Source organism: Streptomyces sp. NPDC007905 (assembly GCF_042959345.1).
In the GTDB taxonomy this organism is placed as follows: Bacteria; Actinomycetota; Actinomycetes; order Streptomycetales; family Streptomycetaceae; genus Streptomyces.
Genome location: NZ_JBIBKS010000019.1, coordinates 122,445 through 139,368, shown reverse-complemented (window position 1 = coordinate 139,368; position 16,924 = coordinate 122,445). Strand labels below are relative to the sequence as shown.

The following is a 16,924-nucleotide window of genomic DNA, read 5'->3' as shown; positions in this document are numbered from 1 at the left end:
CCGGACGGAGGAGCGACATGCACCAGGCCCTGATCGTCGCCCGGATGGCCCCGGGCTCCGCCCCGGACATCGCCAAGGTGTTCGAGGAGTCCGACCGCGGAGAACTGCCCCACCTCGTGGGCGTCGTGCGGCGCAGCCTCTTCCAGTTCGGCGATGTGTACATGCACCTCATCGAGTCCGAGCGCGAGCCGGGACCCGCCATCGCCAAGGTGACGAGCCACCCCGAGTTCCGGGACGTCAGCGAGCGCCTGTCCGCGTACGTCAGCGCGTACGACCCGGAGACCTGGAGGTCTCCCAAGGACGCGATGGCACAGCGCTTCTACGTCTGGGAGCGCGACTGAGCCGTACCGCACCCCCGGACGGCCACCGGCAGCCGGGCCCGCGACGCTGCGGGCCCGGCGGCCGGTGGCCTGTGCGGGGGTGTCCCGTCACGCCGGCACGTGGCAGTCGAACGCGTGCAGGTACGGGTTGACCGGCCGGATGTCGTCCACCAGCAGGCCCGCCGAGGTCAGCCTGCTCACCATGGAGTCGGTGGTGTGCTTGGCCCCGCCGACGTTGAGGAGCAGCAGCAGGTCCATGGCGGTGCTGAAGCGCATCGAGGGGGTGTCGTCCACCAGGTTCTCGATGACGACGACCCGGGTGCCAGGGCCGCCCGCCTCCACGACGTTGCCGAGCGTCCGGGCCGTGCTCTCGTCGTCCCACTCCAGGATGTTCTTGATGATGTAGACGTCGGCCTCGACCGGGATCGCCTCCCGGACGTCGCCGGGCACGATCCGCGCGCGGCCGGCGAGGTCGCCGCCCTCGCGCAGCCGCGGCAGGGCGTTCTCGACCACCCGGGGCAGGTCGAGCAGACTGCCCCGCATCTGCGGGTACTTGTCCAGCAGGCAGGCCACCACGTGACCCTGGCCGCCACCGATGTCCGCGACCGACTTGGCCCCGGACAGGTCCAGCAGGGCCGCCACCTCCCGCGCCGACTGCTCGCTGGAGCGGGTCATCGCGCGGTTGAAGACGTCCGCGGACTCCGGCGCGTCCTCGTTGAGGTAGGTGAAGAACTCCTTGCCGTAGAGGTCCTCCACGACGTTCCTGCCGGTGCGCACCGCCTCGTCCAGCCGGGGCCAGGCGTCCCAGGTCCACGGTTCGGTGCACCACAGGGCGATGGCGCGCAGGCTGTTCGGGTCGTCCTCGCGCAGCAGCCGGGACATCTCGGTGTGCGCGAAGGTGCCGTCCGGCCGCTCGGCGAAGACGCCGTAGCAGGACAGGGCCCGCAACAGCCGGCGAAGCGGCTTCGGTTCGGTCTTCACCGCGGCCGCCAGGTCCTCGGCAGCCATCGGGGTGTCGGCGAGGGCGTCGGCGACGCCCAGCCGGGCGGCCGCCCGGACGGCGGCGGCACAGGCCGCACCGAACACGAGTTCGCGCAGCCGCATGGGTGGCGGTGGGACTGTTTCAGCGGACGTCATCTGCCGCCCTCTCTCTTTCTTCGGCCTGCGTCGGTCCAGCAGGGGCAGTGGTCGGGCGGTCAGCACAGACCCGCGGGCCTGGAGACCCGGCAGGAGTTGCCCCGGAAGGAGTTGCCCCTGCCCTTCGTCTCCGTGTTCACGAGGTCGGCGGGGGAGTTGTTCTGCAGCGTGTTCTGGTCGACCACGTTCTGGTCGCTGGTCACGCCCACGAAGCTCTTGAACAGCACGATGCCGCCGGACAGCGGGGACTTGCCCGCGTGCCCGGTGACGAGGTTCCCGGCCACCCGGTTCTTCTCGGTACCCGTCAGGACGATTCCGGAGCCCTGGAGTGCGGGCAGCCGCTCGGTCTTCGGGCAGGACTTGTTGTTCTTGTCGACGCGGTTGGAGGTCACTTGCACGTTGCCGGCCTTCGGCTTGTTCTCGTCGCCGACGACGAACACCCCGGCGCAGTTGCCGGTGACGTAGTTCTCCGCGAGGGTGAGGTTGCGCAGCCGCCGGACGGTGACGCCGATCCGGTTGCCCTCGAAGCGGTTGTGCTCGACCAGGGTCCGGCCGGCGTCGTAGGCGCCGGCCTCCTCCTTGATGGTGTTGGCGAGGAACAGGCCCGCGTCGCCGTTGTCACGCGCGTAGTTGTCCCTGAAGAGGCCGCGCACGGACCGCTCCTGGGCGATGCCCCAGACCCCGTTCTTGACGGCGTACACCCTGTGGACGGTCATGCCGTCCGTCGCCATGCCGAACACCCCGGCCCGGCTGAACCCGGTCACGGTCAGGTCGGAGACGGTGACGCCCTCGACGTTCTTGGTCTTGGTGCCCACCACACAGATGCCGTTGCCGCCCTCGGCACAGCTGATGGCGGCCTTCGCGGCCGTCGTCTTGGGCGGCTTGGGAGCGGGCTTGGTGCCGACGGGCTTGATCACCGTCCCGGGACCCACGCCCCGCAGCGTCACCCGGGGGGTGCTGATCTTGACGCTCTCGTGGTAGGTGCCGCCGAGCACGAAAACGGTGTCTCCGGCCCGTGCGGCGTCCACCGCCTTCTGGATCGATTCGCCCTGGTGGACCACCAGGATCTTGTGGGCGGCCGCTGCGGGGACCGCACCCAGTCCGACGCCGACGAGGGCGGCGGTGCACGCGAGATATGCGAGGTGACATCTCTTCATATCCCGTACCGTATGACCGATTAATCCACTGATAGGCCGGATAGGCCGTTCGGCGGCGTGTCAACCGCCGCGCAGCGCCCACCCGGCGCCTCGAAGCGCCGGCGGGTCTCGCGGCGTCGTAGCGGATGTCGATCTCGGGGAGCAGGTCGAAGCCGGGGTCGGCGGCCGGTGGCTTGGGGTCGATGGCGAGCCACGTCGCCCGGCCGGCCGCCAGGACGTCGTCGAGGTGCAGGTCCCGGTGCAGCGGCCGGTCCCCGGGCTCGGTGAGCACCTCCCGGACGGCGCCCGCGCAGTCCGCGAGCAGCCGGCGGGCCGACGCGTCCGGTATCCGGCCCAGCGCCCGGGGGACCCGGTCCGGCATCGCCTGTGCGATGTCGCCCGGACGGCGCAGCCCGGCCGGGGCCGGCACGGACGTCAGCCGGCCCAGCAGTGCGCCGATCACGAGGACCGCTCGCGCGCCTTGGGCACCCCGGTCAGCATGCGGCCCTCGTCCAGCCGCTCCAGCGGCAGGGTGCGGGTCGGCTCGTCGTGCTCCAGCAGCCGTACGGCACCGTCCCCGTCCCAGGCCCGCGGGGCCACGGGCTCGCCGCGCTCTCCTCGTCGAACAGTTGCAGCTCGAGCGCGGCCGGGCTGCCGTCGCCCCGGCTCACCGCCAGGACCAGCGCGGTCACCCCGTACATCGCCGGTCCCTCGACCCACTGCTGCCGGCGCCCGAGGAACTCCTCGGCCCGCCGAGGCAGGAACGCGACGAACGCCCGCCCGGCCTCCCCGTTGAATTTCTCCCGAGAAGCGGCCGGCTCGCCAGGCACCTCGATCACCTTGCCGACCATACTGACGTCTGTGAACCGGGTCATCCGATGTCGGCATGGGCTCCGGGCGGTCGCGGCCTACGTCCGCAGCGCCCCGGGCACGTACGTCTGGCTGTTGATCCTGTTCTTCACCACCGTCGCCCTGCACCACATGTCGCCGGCCTTCGAGCAGGACTTCCTGCGGCAGCGCTCGACCAACATCCACGAGCTGTCGCAGAACCCGATGCGGGTGCTGATCACCAGCGCGATGTGGATCGACGGCGGCCGCTGGCTGCCGTACGCGCTCCTGTACACCGTCTTCCACGCCTCGGCCGAACGCTGGCTCGGCACCCTGCGCTGGCTCGCGGTGTGCGTGGTCGCGCACGTGTTCGCCACGTTGATCAGCGAGCTGGCCCTGCTGAAGGCGATCCACGACGGCATGGCCCCGCACTCGGCGGTCAACACCCTGGACATCGGCGTCAGTTACGCGCTGGCGGGGGTGATGGCGGTGCTCACGTACCGGATCGCGGCGCCCTGGCGGTACCCGTACCTGGCGGTCCTGCTCGCGATCTACGCGGTCCCGCTCGCCACCAGCCGCACCTTCACCGACTTCGGCCACCTCCTGGGCGTGCTCCTCGGACTGGCGTGTCATCCCCTGGTCAGGGGCCGTGGAAAAGCATGGAATCCGAAGGAGACACTGGCCGCCCTCTGGGTTAACGTCCGCGCATGAGCAGCTCGGCAAGCAGTGTCGTCAACGGCGGCATCTCCTTCTGGTACGCGGACGACGGTCTCCCGGCGGTGCGGGAGCCGCTGCCCGGGGACGCGTCCGCCGACGTCGTCATCGTCGGCGGCGGCTACACGGGTCTGTGGACCGCGTACTACCTGAAGAAGGCCGCCCCCTTTCTGCGGATCACCGTCCTGGAGCAGAAGTTCTGCGGCTACGGAGCCTCCGGCCGCAACGGCGGCTGGCTGTACAACGGCATCGCGGGCCGCGACCGGTACGCGAAGCTGCACGGCCACGAGGCCGCCGTACGCCTGCAGAGGGCGATGAACGACACCGTGGCCGAGGTCGTCGCGGTCGCCGAGGCGGAGGGCATCGACGCCGACGTGCACCGCGGCGGGGTGCTGGAAGTGGCGACCACCCCCGCCCAGTTGGCCCGGCTGAAGGCGTTCCACGAGCACGAGCTGTCGTACGGCGAGAAGGACCGCGAGCTGTACGGTGCCCGGCAGACCGCCGAGCGGATCAGGGTGGCCGGCGCGGTGGGCTCGGCCTGGACCCCGCATGGTGCCCGGCTGCACCCGGTGAAGCTGGTCAAGGGCCTCGCCGCGGCCGTGGAGGCGCTCGGCGTGACCATCCACGAGTCGACACCGGTCACCGAGATCCGCCCCCAGCACGCCGTGACCCCCTACGGCACGGTCCGCGCCCCCTACGTGCTGCGCTGCACGGAGGGCTTCACCGCCTCCCTCAAAGGTCAGCGGCGCACCTGGCTGCCGATGAACTCCTCCATGATCGCCACCGAGCCGCTCACCGAGGAGCAGTGGGCCGCGATCGGCTGGGACGGCCGTCAGACGCTGGGCGACATGGCGCACGCCTACATGTACGCGCAGCGCACGGCGGACGGGCGGATCGCGCTGGGCGGGCGCGGGGTGCCGTACCGTTTCGGCTCGCGCACCGACAACGACGGCCGCACCCAGCCGGAGACGATCGAGGCGCTGCGGGAGATCCTTACCCGCTTCTTCCCGTCCCTCGCGGGCGTGCGCGTCGAGCACGCGTGGTCCGGCGTCCTCGGCGTACCCCGCGACTGGTGCGCCACGGTCACCCTCGACCGGGCCACCGGACTCGGCTGGGCGGGCGGATACGTCGGCTCGGGCGTCGCCACCACCAACCTGGCCGCCCGCACCCTGCGCGACCTCGTCCAGCAGGACTCGGGGCAGGGCGGCCGCACCGAGCTGACGGACCTGCCGTGGGTGAACCACAAGGTCCGCAAGTGGGAGCCGGAGCCCTTCCGCTGGCTGGGCGTCCAGGGCATGTACGCCACCTACCGCGCCGCCGACGAGCGCGAACGCCTCCACCCGAGCACGGAGTCCTCGCGCCTGGCACGGGTCGCGGACCGGGTGGCCGGCCGCCACTGAGCCGGACCGGGTGACGGGGGAGGACAGACCCTCGCTAGCCTCCCCCTCATGATTCGCTCCGCGACCCCCGCCGACGTCCCCGTCATCCACACCCTGATCCGGGAGCTGGCCGAGTACGAGAAGGCCCCGCAGGAGGCGCGGGCGAGCGAGGAGCAGCTGCGGGAGGCACTGTTCGGGGAGCGGCCGGCGGTGTTCGCGCACATGGCCGTGGACGAGGGGACCGGGGAGTCCGTCGGGTTCGCGCTGTGGTTCCTGAACTTCTCCACGTGGCGCGGGGTGCACGGCATCTACCTGGAGGACCTGTACGTCCGCCCCTCCGCCCGGGGCGGCGGCCACGGCCGGGCGCTGCTGACCGAGCTGGCGCGCATCTGCGTGCGGCGCGGCTACGAGCGCCTGGAGTGGTCGGTGCTGGACTGGAACCGGCCCGCGATCGGCTTCTACGAGGCGCTCGGCGCCCGCCCGCAGGACGAGTGGACGGTGTACCGGCTCACGGACCGGGCGCTGGCCCGACTGGGCCGCTCAGCCGACTGACTCCGGCACCGGTGCCTGAGCCGGTGCCCCGTGGCCGGGGGCCTTGGCCGTGACCATCAGCCCCGCCACCAGCCCCGCGAGCAGCATCACGCCCGCCGCCCACCAGATGGCGACCGTGTAGCCGTGCACCACGCCCACCGGGATCACGGTGGCCTTCTCGGCGGGGTTGTGCAGATGGGCGGTGATGTAGGCGGCGCTGCTGGTGGTGGCGATGGTGTTGAGCAGGGCCGTGCCGATGGAGCCGCCCACCTGCTGCGAGGTGTTGACGGTCGCCGAGGTGACGCCGGAGTCGCGCGGGGCGACGCCCGCGGTGGCGGTGGCGAACACCGGCATGAAGGTCAGGCCCATGCCGAGGCCCATCAGCAGCAGGGCGGGCAGGATCTCGGTGGCGTAGGAGGAGCCGACCGTCATCCGGGTCAGCAGCAGCAACCCGGACGCGGCCAGGAGCATGCCGGGCACCATGAGCATGCGCGGGGCCACCCGGTGCAGCAGGCGGGCCGATATCTGGGTGGAGCCGATGATGATCGCGGCGGTCAGGGGCAGGAACGCCAGACCGGCCCTGACCGGCGAGTAGCCGAGGATCACCTGCAGGTAGTAGGTCATGAACAGGAACAGCCCGAACATGCCGATCACGGCGAGCATCATCGTCAGGAAGCAGCCGGCGCGGTTGCGGTCCCGGACGATGTGCAGCGGCAGCAGCGGGCTCGGGGCCCGGCCCTGCCACCACACGAAGACGGTGAGCAGGACGACACCGGCCGCGAACAGGGCGAGCACCAGCGGATCGGTCCAGCCGCGCGGTTCGGCCTCGCTGAAGCCGTAGACGATCGCGACCAGTCCACCGCAGCCGAGCAGCACGCCGGGTACGTCGAGGCGGGCGTCGCCGTGTCCGGGGCGGTCGCGGAGCAGGGCGAAGGCGCCGAGGACCGCGATGGCGGCGATGGGCACGTTGACGTACAGACACCAGCGCCAGTTCAGGTACTGGGTGAGCAGACCGCCGACGATGAACCCGATGGCCGAGCCGCTGCCGGCCAGGGCGCCGTAGATGCCGAAGGCCTTGCCGCGCTCACGCGGGTCGGTGAACGTCGTGGTCAGCAGGCTGAGCGCGGAGGGTGCGAGGACGGCCGCGAAGGCACCCTGCAGGGCGCGGGCGCCGAAGAGCATGCCGGAGCTGGTGGCGGCGGCGCCGAGGGCGGAGGCGGCCGCGAAGCCGATGAGACCGACGACGAAGGTCCGTTTGCGGCCGACGAGGTCGGCGATCCGGCCGCCGAGCAGCAGCAGCCCGCCGAAGGCGAGGGTGTAGGCGGTGATGACCCACTGCCGGTTGCCGTCGGAGATGTTCAGGGCATGCTGTGCCGAGGGGAGCGCGATGTTCACGATCGTCGCGTCCAGGACCACCATCAGCTGGGCGAGGGCGATGACGACCAGCCCCCACCAGCGGTGGGGATCGGTTCCTTCGGCCCCGGCCGCCATCGGCGGGGTTTCACCCCTTCGGCCGGTACTCATCTCGCCAGAAGACCACGAATCGGGGCGTATCGCATCCGGGTGTGCGGGTTCGTCACGCTCGATGCTCATGGCTCGAGCACCACTTTTCCGATCGTGCCGCGCGTCTGGAGTGCCCGGTGCGCGGCGGCCGCCTCGGAGAGCGGGAAGCGGGTGACGGCCGGGCGCAGACGGCCCTCGGCGGCCGCGGTGAGGGCGCGCCGTTCGAGCGCGCGCAGACCGCCTGCCTTCCGGAGCATCGCCGGGCCGAGGACCGACTCGGAGACGCCCCCGACGTGGTACCCCCGCGGTCCGTCCCCGATGCCCTCGGCGGACCAGCCGAAGACGAGATGCCGGGGCGACGGCGGAGTGGTTCGCGGCCGCGCGGGCGCCCTCCTCGCCGGCGATGCCGGTCGCCCAGCTGGGGAAGTCGGTGTCGACGGGGGCCTGGCGGACACCTGGGCGCGGCAGCTTGAGCAGGGCGAGGGGCGGGGTGCGGCGCAGCACGCCGTGGTGGCGCAGCCGCAGCCGGACCGCCTCCAGGGGCGGGATCGGGGCGAGCGGCCTGCCCATATCGCGCTGCCTGAGCCAGGTCCAGTGCGGGCCGCCGTTGTAGAGGGCGTGCGGGCCCTCGTTCGTCCGGTACGGCCCCCTCGGCGGTGCGGGCCCGGCCGCCCAGGGTGTGGTGGGCCTCGTACACGGTGCCCCTGGCGCCGGCCCCGGCGGCGGTGATGGCGGCGGTGAGGCCGGCGAAGCCGCCGCCGACGAGGGTGATGCGGTGCATGGGGTGGGTTCTCCCTCGAGTCGGTCCACCTGGTCCGTGAGTACGACGGCCGGGGCCGGAGATGTGACATCGACCGGCTGCGGATCCGGTTTCCGCAGGCCGGACGGACTGTCAGTGGCGGGGTGCAGCATGGGCGCATGGCGAGGAGAACGACGGGCCCGGGCCCGGGCAGGGCAGGGCTGAAAGCCGCACGACGGCCGGAGCTGCGGCTGCCGGCTCTGGAGCCGTGGCCGGGCGGCGGCTTGGCGCCGGACGGCGACTACGACGGGCTGGAGTTCCGGAAGGAGGACCTGGCCGGACAGGACGGCGCGGGCGCCCGCTTCATGGACTGCGCGCTGACCGGCTGCGTGATGGACGAGACGGCTCTGACCCGGGCCCGGGTGCTGGACTCGATCCTCACCGGCCTGCGCGGAGTCGGCACGAACCTGGCCGAGTCCACGTTCCGTGACGTCGAGGTCCACGAGCCCCGCCTCGGCGGCACCCAGCTCCACGGAGCCGTCCTGGAACGGGTCGTCGTCCGCGGCGGAAAGATCGACTACCTCAACCTCCGCGAGGCCCGGCTCAAGGACGTCGTCTTCGAGTCGTGCGTCCTGGTCGAGCCGGACTTCGCCGGCGCCCACCTAGAGCGGGTCGAGTTCGTCGACTGCGCCCTGAAGGAGGCCGACTTCGGCGGCGCGACCCTGAAGGACGTGGACCTGCGCGGGGCCGCCCCTCTGGAGATCACCCGGGGGCTCGACCGGCTGTCGGGGGCGGTGATCAGCACGGGGCAGCTGCTGGATCTGGCGCCCCTGCTGGCGGGGGAGCTGGGGATCCGGGTGGAGGGGTGAGAACTCAGGACACCCGGGGAAAACGCGCCTGGAGGGTCCAGATCGCCGGGTTCTCCGACAGGCCGTCATGGAGGTCGGTCAGGTCGGCGATCAGGTCGTGGAGGAAGTCGCGGGACTCGCGGCGGAGTTCGGCGTGGGAGAAGGTGAGCGGGGACTCCTCGGCCGGCATCCAGTCGGCCTCGATGTCCACCCAGCCGAAGCGGCGCTCGAAGAGCATCCGGTCGGTGGACTCGGTGAAGTCCAGCTCCGCCCGCTGCGGGCGGGAGGCGCGGGAGCCCAGCGGATCCCGGTCCAGCTGCTCCACGATGTCGCACAGCGCCCACGCGAAGTCCAGCACCGGCACCCATCCCCAGGCCGTGGACAGCTCCCGGTCCGTCTTGGTGTCCGCGAGGTAGACGTCCCCGCAGAACAGGTCGTGCCGCAGCGCGTGGACGTCCGCGCGGCGGTAGTTGGTCTGCGGCGGGTCCGGGAAGCGGTTGGAGAGGGCGTAGCCGATGTCGAGCACGGGGGAGATGGTGTCACGCCCCTCGCCCCGCCCCCGCTCCGGTGGGTGCCCCACCCTAAGATCACTGGCATGTTCCGATCCGCGCGCCTTGTCCCGGCCGCCGCGCTGCTCGCCCTCGCCCTCGCCCTCACCGGCACCGCGTGCGACGGCGGCGTCCATGGCACACCGGGCGGCTCCGGCGTGCGCGACCCCTACTTCCCGAAGGCGGGCAACGGCGGCTACGACGTCACCCACTACGCCCTCACCCTCGACTACGCCCCGGGTACCCACCACCTCACCGGCAAGGCGGTCATCACCGCCCGCGCAACGAAGGACCTGTCCGCCTTCGACCTCGACCTCGCCGGACTGGACGTCGGCTCCGTCACCGTCGAGGGCGAGGCCGCCCGCTGGAACCGCGCCGGCCAGGAACTCACCGTCCGTCCCCACGACGACCTCGGCAAGGGCGAGACCTTCAGCACCACCGTGCGCTACTCGGGCACCCCGCGGACCCTCACCGACCCCGACGGCTCCGAGGAGGGTTGGCTGCGCACCGCCGACGGCGCGCTCGGCCTCGGCGAGCCGGTCGGTTCCATGGCCTGGTTCCCCGGTGACCACCACCCCTCGGACAAGGCGACCTACGACATCACGGTCACCGTCCCCAAGGGCCTCCAGGCCGTCTCCAACGGGGAGTTGACCAGCCAGAACACCCGCGGCGGCCATACCACCTACGCCTGGCACACCGCCCAGCCCATGGCGAGCTACCTCGCCACGGTCGCCATCGGCCACTACGACATCACCCGCGCCACGGGCCCGCACGGCCTGCCGGTCCTCACCGCCGTCGACCCCGCCCAGGCCGAGGCGAGCGCGAAGGTGCTCGCGAAGATCCCCGAGATCATCGCCTGGGAGGAGTACAACTTCGGGCCGTATCCGTTCTCCTCCACCGGGGCGATCGTCGACCGCCCGGACGACGCCGGCTACGCCCTGGAGACCCAGAACCGCCCCGTCTTCCCGGGCGCCCCCGACACCACCACCCTCGTGCACGAACTCGCCCACCAGTGGTACGGCGACTCGGTCACCCCCGCGAGCTGGCGGGACATGTGGCTCAACGAGGGTTTCGCGACGTACGCGGAGTGGCTGTACCGGGAGGACCACGGCGGAAAGAGCGCCCAGCAGACCTTCACCGATCTGTACGAGGCCGACGACGAGGCCGTGTGGGCCTTCCCGCCGGCGAAGCCCTCCGGTGCCGCGCACATCTCCGACAGCCCCGTCTACCAGCGCGGGGCGATGGTCCTGCAGAAGATCCGCCAGAAGGTCGGCGACGACACCTTCTACGACATCGTCCAGGGCTGGGCCGCCGCCCACCGCCACGGCACCGCCGGCACCGCCGACTTCACCGCCTACGTCGAGAAGAAGGCCCCGGACAAGGACTTCGCCGCGATCTGGAGGGACTGGCTGTACGGGGACGGCAGGCCGGACCACCCGTGACGGGCGGCCCGGCGATCTCACTGCCGTGCACGAGCGGTCAGTTGACGTTGACCGCCTTCCAGGCCGCCGCAACCGCGTTGTACTCGGCGCTGCCCGAGCCGTACAGGTCGGCCGCGGCCTGCAGGGTGCCGGTGCGGGCGCCCGCGTAGTTGGTCGTCGAGGTGAAGTAGGTGGTGAGTGCCTTGTACCAGATCTGGTCGGCCTTGGCCCGGCCGATACCGGTGACCGTGGAGCCGTCGTAGGTCGGGGAGTTGTAGGAGACCCCGTTGACCGTCTTGGCGCCGCTGCCCTCGCTCAGCAGGTAGAAGAAGTGGTTGGCGACCCCCGACGAGTAGTGCACGTCGAGGCGGCCGACCGACTTCGACCAGTAGTCGGCGGAGCCGCCGTCCTTGCTGGGCTTGTCCATGTAGCGCAGCGGGGTGCCGTCGCCGTTGATGTCGATCTTCTCGCCGATGAGGTAGTCGCCGGGGTCGGAGGCGTTGTTCGCGAAGAACTCCACCGAGGTGCCGAAGATGTCCGAGGTGGCCTCGTTCAGACCGCCGGACTCGCGGCTGTAGTTGAGCTTCGCCGTGGCCGCGGTCAGACCGTGGCTCATCTCGTGGCCGGCCACGTCGAGCGAGGTGAGCGGGTCCGCGTTGTTCGCGCCGTCGCCGTAGGTCATGCAGAAGCAGCTGTCGTCCCAGAAGGCGTTGACGTAGGCGTTGCCGTAGTGGACGCGGGAGTAGGCCGCCTTGCCGCCGCCCGCGATGCCGTTGCGGTTGAACGCGGACTTGTAGAAGTCCCAGGTGACGGCGGCACCGTAGGCGGCGTCGACGGCGGCGGTCTGGCGGTTGGTGACGGTGCCGTTGCCCCAGACGTCGTCGGCGTCGTGGAACAGGGTGCCGGTGCCGCTCGTGCCGCCGTTCAGGTCGTACGTCTTGTGACCGCCGCGGCCGCCGTCGATCAGGTCGTAGCCGCCGGAGGCGGAGGCGGTGGTGCCGAGCGTGACCGTACCGCTGTACTGGCTGGTGCCCGTCCCGGTGTCGATCGCCTCGTAGGAGTAGATCTCCTTGCCGGTCTGCGCGTTGGTGACGACGTGCAGCTCGCTCGGGGTGCCGTCGTGCCGGACGCCCTTGACGACGGACTCGTAGGCGAGGACCGGCTTGGCGCCGGCCGCCCAGACGACCTTGCGGGAGGTCGAGGCGGTGGTCTTCGCGGTACCGGCGGCCTTGAGCGCGGACTTCTTCGCGCTCGTGGGCGAGACGGCCGCGGTGGTGGTGGGCACGGATATCCGGGCCTTGGCCGCCTTGCTGACGCCCTTGAGCGAACCGTTCTTCGCCACGTGGGTGACCAGGTCACCGCCGAGGACGGGCAGGCCGGCGTACGTGCGCTCGTAGCGGGTGTGGACGGTGCCGTTCGCGTCCTTGAGCACGTCCCGGACGACCAGCTTCTCCTTGGCGCCGAGGCCGAGTTCGCGGGCCGCCGCACCGGCGTGCTCCTGGGCCGACTTCAGGGCGGCGGTGCGGGCCGTGGCGCTGAGCGGGAGGGCCGTGGCGCCGGGGGTGTGCGTGGGGGCGGCGCTGGCGGGGCCGTTCTGCAGTGCGAGGACGACCATCGCGGCCGAGCCGACCAGGGCGACGGCGCGCACGGCGGCCTTGCGGGAGGTGCGGGACGCGTGGGGCTGCTGTCTCACTCGATCTCCTTCGGACTGGTCTCCGTGGGGTCGGAGACACAGACGGGACACAGGGGATGCACAGAGTTGCGGCGGGTGGAGAGAGAGTGGCATCGACAACGGCCCGTTTGACAGGGCGCCGACAAGACCTTACGTGTTCGTATCCGAAAGACGTGCTGCGGAATCCGTTATACGGACGCGGTGGCGGTGATCAACTCCTTACCGATACAGCACAGTTGATGCCTCGCGTGTCACACCGCGCAGGCCGGTTCGGCACGCAACGCCGCTCGCGCAACCCCCACGGCCTGCGCGTGCCCGCGCCGGCGCTCCCGCAACTCCGGGGTGACCAGCGGCGGATCACCCGCGGCGAAACCCCCAGCAGCTCGCGCAGGCAGGCGTAGACGTCCGCGATGACGGCCGCCATCTCCTCGCGGCGCAGACCAGCGCGGTCGCCCGGACCTCGTCACAGTCCGAGGCCCGGACCGCCTCCCGGACGGCCGCGTCCCGCTCCGCCGGCGGTCCGTCGCGGTGGCGGTGGCGGCGGTGTGCATGGCCTCGTACACCGGCCGGCACTTCGCCAGACCGGTGACGGAGATGTCCCGGCGCTCCCACCGGTGCGCTCGGTGGTCTCGCGCCGTCGGGGGTACCTCCCACGCCCTTGGGGCAGTGGGGGAGCACCCGGTCGGCGAGCAGGGGCGAGCCGCCCCCCCCACCACGGCGCCGAGCCCCGTGGCGGGGAGCGTCGACCACTCGGACCGCGCCTCAGCCCTCCCACTCGTCCAGCAGCCGGGCGAGGCCCGGTGGCCACACCCGCTCCGGCTCCTCGGCCCGTTCCGGCCTGCTCCACCAGCGCCAGGCGAGGATGCCGCCGGCGGCCTGCGCGGCGGCCGGCTCAGGGCCCGTCCGCTCGCGGTGCGGGCCGCGGGTGACGTAGACGTGCTCGTGCCGGCGGACGGGAACGCCGACGGGGGTCCCCCCGTTCGAGCGGAGCCCGGAGGGGGAGAGGGTGAAGTCCTGCTCCCAGGTGCACAGCAGGGGGCCCGGTTCCAGGTGGTCCCAGCCGGTCTCCTCGCGCAGCTTCCGCTGGGCGTCTTCACGTGGGGTTTCGCCCGCCCCAGGTCGCTGCCGGGCAGCGCCGAGTGCACGGCGGCCTCGACGTTGTCGTACCGGAGCAGGAGCACCGCGCCGTCGGGGTCGGCCATGGCGACCCGGGCCGCCTACCGGGGCGTGCGCAGCACCTTGCGCAGCACGGCGCAGGGGCGGCCGAGGGCGTGGTCCGGGCGGTGGTCGACGACCTCGTAGCCGAGGGCGGTCCAGAAGGCGAGTCCCTCGGGGTTGTTGTCGAGCACGGCGAGCCGTACGGCCCGGCGGCCGGCGGCCCGGAAGCGCTCCTCGACCAGGGTGGCGACCCGCCGGCCGTACCCCTTCCCCTGTTCGGACGCGTGCACCATCAGCAGCCCGATCCAGGGATCCGGATCGGCGGGGTCCGGGTGACGGGCCAGCGTGATCACGATCGCGACCAGCCGCCCCTCGGCCCTGGCCAGCAGCACCTCGGCGTCCGGGTGGACCAGCTCGTCGGCCAGCACGGTCGCCACCTGCTCGGGCCGTACGTCGTCCGGGTCGGGGAGGTCCCCGCTGAGCGCGAGGAACTCGTGGTGGGAGGCGTACAGCGCCGTCAGCTCGGTGAGCAGCGGGGCGGGGATGTCGCGGCGGGGAGTCAGACGCTGGAGGATCACGCGGGCAAGGTAACCCGGGAGCGGTGCGGACCCACGGCTTTACGGCCCTTTGCTCCCCTGGCCCCACTCGTCCCCCGGCGGTTGCGCCGAAGCCCCGGGCCACGGCGCGCCTGCCGTGTCCCAGGGCTCCCGCCGGGCGTCGCGCCCGTCAGACGTTCACACCGAAGTCCTGGGCGATGCCCACCAGGCCCGAGGCGTAACCCTGGCCCACGGCGCGGAACTTCCACTCCGCGCCGTTGCGGTACAGCTCGCCGAAGATCATGGCCGTCTCGGTGGCGGCGTCCTCGGACAGGTCGTAGCGGGCGATCTCGGCGCCGCCGGCCTGGTTGACGATGCGGATGTAGGCATTGCGGACCTGACCGAAGTTCTGGCCTCGGTTCTCGCCGTCGTAGATGGAGACGGGGAAGACGACCTTGTCGACGTCGGCCGGGAGCGCGGCCAGGTTGACGTTGATCGCCTCGTCGTCGCCGGCGCCCTCACCCGTGCGGTTGTCGCCGGTGTGGACGATGGTGTTGTCCGGGGTCTGCTTGTTGTTGAAGAACACGAAGTGTGCGTCGGAGTAGACCTTGCCCTGCGTGTTGAGCGCGATGGCGGAGGCGTCCAGGTCGAAGTCCGTGCCGGTGGTGGTGCGGACGTCCCAGCCGAGGCCCACGGTGACGGCGGTCAGGCCCGGAGCCTCCTTGGTGAGCGAGACGTTGCCACCCTTGGACAGGCTTACAGCCATGTTGGGAGTCCCTTCCTTTGTTGTCCGTGTATCTGTGCCGATGAAGCTACCGTCACCGGGGAGAACGTCGAGGGGGGTCCCGGTGGTTCCGGATGCCTTTACCTTTTTTACCCACGGCGAAAACCGGATGACGTACGACGGGCGGGGCCGGGAACATGGGAGGCATGTCCGGGCCCTATCTCATCCGCGGCTCGGTCTCGCTTCCCGAGGCCGAGCTGACGTGGCGTTTCTCCAGGTCCTCCGGGCCCGGCGGGCAGCACGTGAACACCAGCGACTCACAGGTGGAGCTGCGCTTCGACCTCGCGCACACCGAGGCACTTCCCCCGGTGTGGAAGGAGCGGGCGCTGCAGCGGCTGGCCGGGCGGCTGGTGGACGGGGCCGTGGTCGTACGGTCCTCCGAGCACCGCTCCCAGTGGCGCAACCGCGAGGCCGCCGCCGTACGCCTCGCCGCCCTCCTCGCCGAGGCCACCGCACCCCCGCCCAAGCCCCGCAGACCGACCCGTATCCCGCGCGGCATCAACGAGCGCCGACTGCGGGAGAAGAAGCAGCGCTCGCAGACCAAGCGGGGCCGCACGGGCCGCGACTGGGGATGACGGCAGTCCTGTCACACCTCCGGCTCCCGATCCGTCACTGCGGTGACGGACGACGGAACGGGACGGAGAAGAGGCAGACCTGCCATGAGTGACAACGACTTTCTCGCCGAGCGCTTCGAGACGCACCGGGGCCGTCTCCGTGCCGTCGCCTACCGCATGCCGGGGTCCGCCGCGGAGGAGGACGCCGTGCAGGAGGCCTGGGTCCGGCTCAGCCGGTCCGGCGACCGGCAGGTGGAGAACCTCGGCGGCCGGCTGACCACCGTCGTCGGCCGGGTCTGCCTGGACGTGCTCCGCTCCCGTGCCGAGCAACCGCTGGAGACCTGGCAGCCGGCGCCGTCCGACGCGCCGGACCTCGCCGAGCACGCCCTGCTCGCCGACTCGGTCGGGGTCGCCCTGCTCGTCGTGCTCGACACCCTCACGCCCGCCGAACGGCTCGCGTTCGTGCTGCACGACCTGTTCGCGGTGCCGTTCGACGAGGTCGCGGGCGTCCTCGGCCGCAGCCCGGCGGCCACCCGGCAGCTCGCCGGCCGGGCCCGGCGCCGGGTGCGGGGCGCCGAGCCCGCGGACGCCGCTCTCGCCCGGCAGCGGGAGCTCGTCGGCGCGTTCCTGGCCGCGGCGCGCAACGGCGACTTCGACGGGTTGCCGGCCGTGCTCGACCCGGACGTGGTGGCCCGCACCGAGGCCGGTGTGACGACCGGTGCGAAGGCGGTGGCCTCCGGCGCCACGAACTACGCCCACCTCGCCCGCGTCGTACCCCGCTCTGATCGACGGCGTGACCGGCCTGGTGGTCCCGGCGGCCGACGGCCGCCCCGAGCGCGCCCTCGCCTTCACCTTCGTACGCGACCGCATCGCCGTCATCGAGATCCTGACCGACCCGGCGCGCCTGGACGCCCTCACCATCGAGCCCGGCCAGGGCCTGACGCGAAAGTCCCGTCGCCCGGGCGGAGGCCGGCCCCGCGGCGTCCGGCGCGTGCTCTTCCTCGGCGAGGGAGTGCGCGACCGGCTCGACCGCGTGTTCCCGTCCGGTGCGGACGCGGACGGCGAGCGCGGCTTCGGGATTCCGGGGAGTTATCTCTTCCGGCGAGCTGTCATCCG

General features: G+C 71.9%; 14 protein-coding genes and 5 pseudogenes. 8 read left to right on the top strand and 11 right to left on the bottom strand.

Going from position 1 to position 16,924, the window contains the following annotated elements:
- The first annotated feature begins 17 nt into the window (after positions 1-17).
- Positions 18-341, top strand: a complete 324-nt coding sequence (locus ACFZDC_RS30240; RefSeq protein WP_391328957.1) for a TcmI family type II polyketide cyclase — start codon at positions 18-20, stop codon at positions 339-341.
- Positions 342-428: 87 nt separating this feature from the next.
- Here the strand turns inward: ACFZDC_RS30240 and ACFZDC_RS30235 are convergent, their stop codons facing one another.
- The 4 genes and pseudogenes from ACFZDC_RS30235 to ACFZDC_RS30220 form a co-directional block, all read right to left on the bottom strand.
- Positions 429-1,457 (bottom strand): methyltransferase, encoded by a 1,029-nt coding sequence (locus ACFZDC_RS30235; protein WP_391328956.1) that lies wholly within the window; start codon positions 1,455-1,457, stop codon positions 429-431.
- A 59-nt stretch (positions 1,458-1,516) separates the two neighbouring features.
- Positions 1,517-2,614, bottom strand: a complete 1,098-nt coding sequence (locus tag ACFZDC_RS30230; protein ID WP_391328955.1) for a right-handed parallel beta-helix repeat-containing protein — start codon at positions 2,612-2,614, stop codon at positions 1,517-1,519.
- A 112-nt stretch (positions 2,615-2,726) separates the two neighbouring features.
- Positions 2,727-2,975: pseudogene (locus ACFZDC_RS30225) on the bottom strand (aminoglycoside phosphotransferase family protein); the annotation flags it as partial.
- A 77-nt stretch (positions 2,976-3,052) separates the two neighbouring features.
- Positions 3,053-3,193 (bottom strand): hypothetical protein, encoded by a 141-nt coding sequence (locus tag ACFZDC_RS30220; protein WP_391328954.1) that lies wholly within the window; start codon positions 3,191-3,193, stop codon positions 3,053-3,055.
- A 261-nt stretch (positions 3,194-3,454) separates the two neighbouring features.
- Here ACFZDC_RS30220 and ACFZDC_RS30215 point away from each other — a divergent pair, with 261 nt between their 5' ends.
- The 3 genes from ACFZDC_RS30215 to ACFZDC_RS30205 are packed head-to-tail and all read left to right on the top strand — an operon-like array spanning position 3,455 to position 6,066.
- Positions 3,455-4,132, top strand: coding sequence for a rhomboid-like protein (locus tag ACFZDC_RS30215; RefSeq protein WP_391328953.1), 678 nt, complete (start codon positions 3,455-3,457; stop codon positions 4,130-4,132).
- The gene (locus tag ACFZDC_RS30210; protein WP_391328952.1) at positions 4,129-5,535 is read left to right on the top strand and encodes an FAD-dependent oxidoreductase; all 1,407 of its coding nucleotides are present in this window, start codon (positions 4,129-4,131) and stop codon (positions 5,533-5,535) included. Before ACFZDC_RS30215 ends, ACFZDC_RS30210 begins: the two co-directional genes overlap by 4 nt.
- A 48-nt stretch (positions 5,536-5,583) precedes the next feature.
- Positions 5,584-6,066 carry a GNAT family N-acetyltransferase gene (locus ACFZDC_RS30205; protein WP_391328951.1) on the top strand — a complete coding sequence of 161 codons (483 nt, stop codon included), beginning with the start codon at positions 5,584-5,586 and terminating at the stop codon, positions 6,064-6,066.
- On the opposite strand, the gene ACFZDC_RS30200 is transcribed toward ACFZDC_RS30205, so the two are convergent.
- The 3 genes and pseudogenes from ACFZDC_RS30200 to ACFZDC_RS30190 all read right to left on the bottom strand — a co-directional run.
- Positions 6,055-7,569 (bottom strand): DHA2 family efflux MFS transporter permease subunit, encoded by a 1,515-nt coding sequence (locus tag ACFZDC_RS30200; protein ID WP_391328991.1) that lies wholly within the window; start codon positions 7,567-7,569, stop codon positions 6,055-6,057. The two genes, ACFZDC_RS30205 and ACFZDC_RS30200, sit on opposite strands and share 12 nt — an antisense overlap.
- A gap of 65 nt (positions 7,570-7,634) precedes the next feature.
- Positions 7,635-7,910: pseudogene (locus tag ACFZDC_RS30195) on the bottom strand (zinc-binding dehydrogenase); the annotation flags it as partial.
- A pseudogene (locus tag ACFZDC_RS30190) lies at positions 7,903-8,329 on the bottom strand (NAD(P)-binding protein); the annotation flags it as partial. The pseudogenes ACFZDC_RS30195 and ACFZDC_RS30190, both read right to left, overlap by 8 nt.
- A gap of 137 nt (positions 8,330-8,466) precedes the next feature.
- Here ACFZDC_RS30190 and ACFZDC_RS30185 point away from each other — a divergent pair.
- Positions 8,467-9,156 (top strand): pentapeptide repeat-containing protein, encoded by a 690-nt coding sequence (locus ACFZDC_RS30185; RefSeq protein ID WP_391328950.1) that lies wholly within the window; start codon positions 8,467-8,469, stop codon positions 9,154-9,156.
- Positions 9,157-9,160: 4 nt separating this feature from the next.
- On the opposite strand, the gene ACFZDC_RS30180 is transcribed toward ACFZDC_RS30185, so the two are convergent.
- On the bottom strand, positions 9,161-9,661 hold the full coding sequence (locus tag ACFZDC_RS30180) for a hypothetical protein (RefSeq protein WP_391328949.1): 501 nt from the start codon (positions 9,659-9,661) through the stop codon (positions 9,161-9,163).
- 69 nt (positions 9,662-9,730) lie between these two features.
- Between ACFZDC_RS30180 and ACFZDC_RS30175 the strand changes: the two genes are divergently transcribed.
- The gene (locus tag ACFZDC_RS30175) at positions 9,731-11,125 is read left to right on the top strand and encodes a M1 family aminopeptidase (RefSeq protein WP_391328948.1); all 1,395 of its coding nucleotides are present in this window, start codon (positions 9,731-9,733) and stop codon (positions 11,123-11,125) included.
- 37 nt (positions 11,126-11,162) lie between these two features.
- Here the strand turns inward: ACFZDC_RS30175 and ACFZDC_RS30170 are convergent, their stop codons facing one another.
- The 3 genes and pseudogenes from ACFZDC_RS30170 to ACFZDC_RS30160 all read right to left on the bottom strand — a co-directional run bounded on the left by ACFZDC_RS30170 (position 11,163) and on the right by ACFZDC_RS30160 (position 15,236).
- A complete protein-coding gene (locus ACFZDC_RS30170; protein ID WP_391328990.1) occupies positions 11,163-12,719 on the bottom strand; it encodes a M4 family metallopeptidase in 1,557 nt (518 codons plus the stop codon).
- Between the two features lie 819 nt (positions 12,720-13,538).
- A pseudogene (locus ACFZDC_RS30165) lies at positions 13,539-14,512 on the bottom strand (GNAT family N-acetyltransferase).
- Between the two features lie 148 nt (positions 14,513-14,660).
- Entirely contained in the window at positions 14,661-15,236 is a 576-nt protein-coding gene (locus ACFZDC_RS30160; RefSeq protein WP_391328947.1) for a TerD family protein, read from the bottom strand.
- A 155-nt stretch (positions 15,237-15,391) separates the two neighbouring features.
- Between ACFZDC_RS30160 and arfB the strand changes: the two genes are divergently transcribed.
- Together arfB and ACFZDC_RS30150 are read left to right on the top strand one after the other, a co-directional pair.
- Positions 15,392-15,829, top strand: coding sequence for an alternative ribosome rescue aminoacyl-tRNA hydrolase ArfB (arfB, locus tag ACFZDC_RS30155; protein ID WP_391328946.1), 438 nt, complete (start codon positions 15,392-15,394; stop codon positions 15,827-15,829).
- An 84-nt stretch (positions 15,830-15,913) separates the two neighbouring features.
- Positions 15,914-16,730 (top strand): annotated as a pseudogene (locus tag ACFZDC_RS30150) (sigma factor-like helix-turn-helix DNA-binding protein); the annotation flags it as partial.
- Between the last annotated feature and the right edge of the window lie 194 nt (positions 16,731-16,924).

Excerpts from the sequence above, each read along its gene's own strand:
- ACFZDC_RS30230 (WP_391328955.1), bottom strand. The coding sequence starts at position 2,614 with ATGAAGAGATGTCACCTCGCATATCTCGCGTGCACCGCCGCCCTCGTC.
- ACFZDC_RS30235 (WP_391328956.1), bottom strand. The coding sequence starts at position 1,457 with ATGACGTCCGCTGAAACAGTCCCACCGCCACCCATGCGGCTGCGCGAA.
- ACFZDC_RS30210 (WP_391328952.1), top strand. The coding sequence starts at position 4,129 with ATGAGCAGCTCGGCAAGCAGTGTCGTCAACGGCGGCATCTCCTTCTGG.
- arfB (WP_391328946.1), top strand. The coding sequence starts at position 15,392 with ATGGGAGGCATGTCCGGGCCCTATCTCATCCGCGGCTCGGTCTCGCTT.
- ACFZDC_RS30170 (WP_391328990.1), bottom strand. The coding sequence starts at position 12,719 with ATGGTCGTCCTCGCACTGCAGAACGGCCCCGCCAGCGCCGCCCCCACG.
- ACFZDC_RS30240 (WP_391328957.1), top strand. The coding sequence starts at position 18 with ATGCACCAGGCCCTGATCGTCGCCCGGATGGCCCCGGGCTCCGCCCCG.
- ACFZDC_RS30200 (WP_391328991.1), bottom strand. The coding sequence starts at position 7,569 with ATGAGTACCGGCCGAAGGGGTGAAACCCCGCCGATGGCGGCCGGGGCC.
- ACFZDC_RS30175 (WP_391328948.1), top strand. The coding sequence starts at position 9,731 with ATGTTCCGATCCGCGCGCCTTGTCCCGGCCGCCGCGCTGCTCGCCCTC.
- ACFZDC_RS30160 (WP_391328947.1), bottom strand. The coding sequence starts at position 15,236 with ATGGCTGTAAGCCTGTCCAAGGGTGGCAACGTCTCGCTCACCAAGGAG.
- ACFZDC_RS30185 (WP_391328950.1), top strand. The coding sequence starts at position 8,467 with ATGGCGAGGAGAACGACGGGCCCGGGCCCGGGCAGGGCAGGGCTGAAA.
- ACFZDC_RS30205 (WP_391328951.1), top strand. The coding sequence starts at position 5,584 with ATGATTCGCTCCGCGACCCCCGCCGACGTCCCCGTCATCCACACCCTG.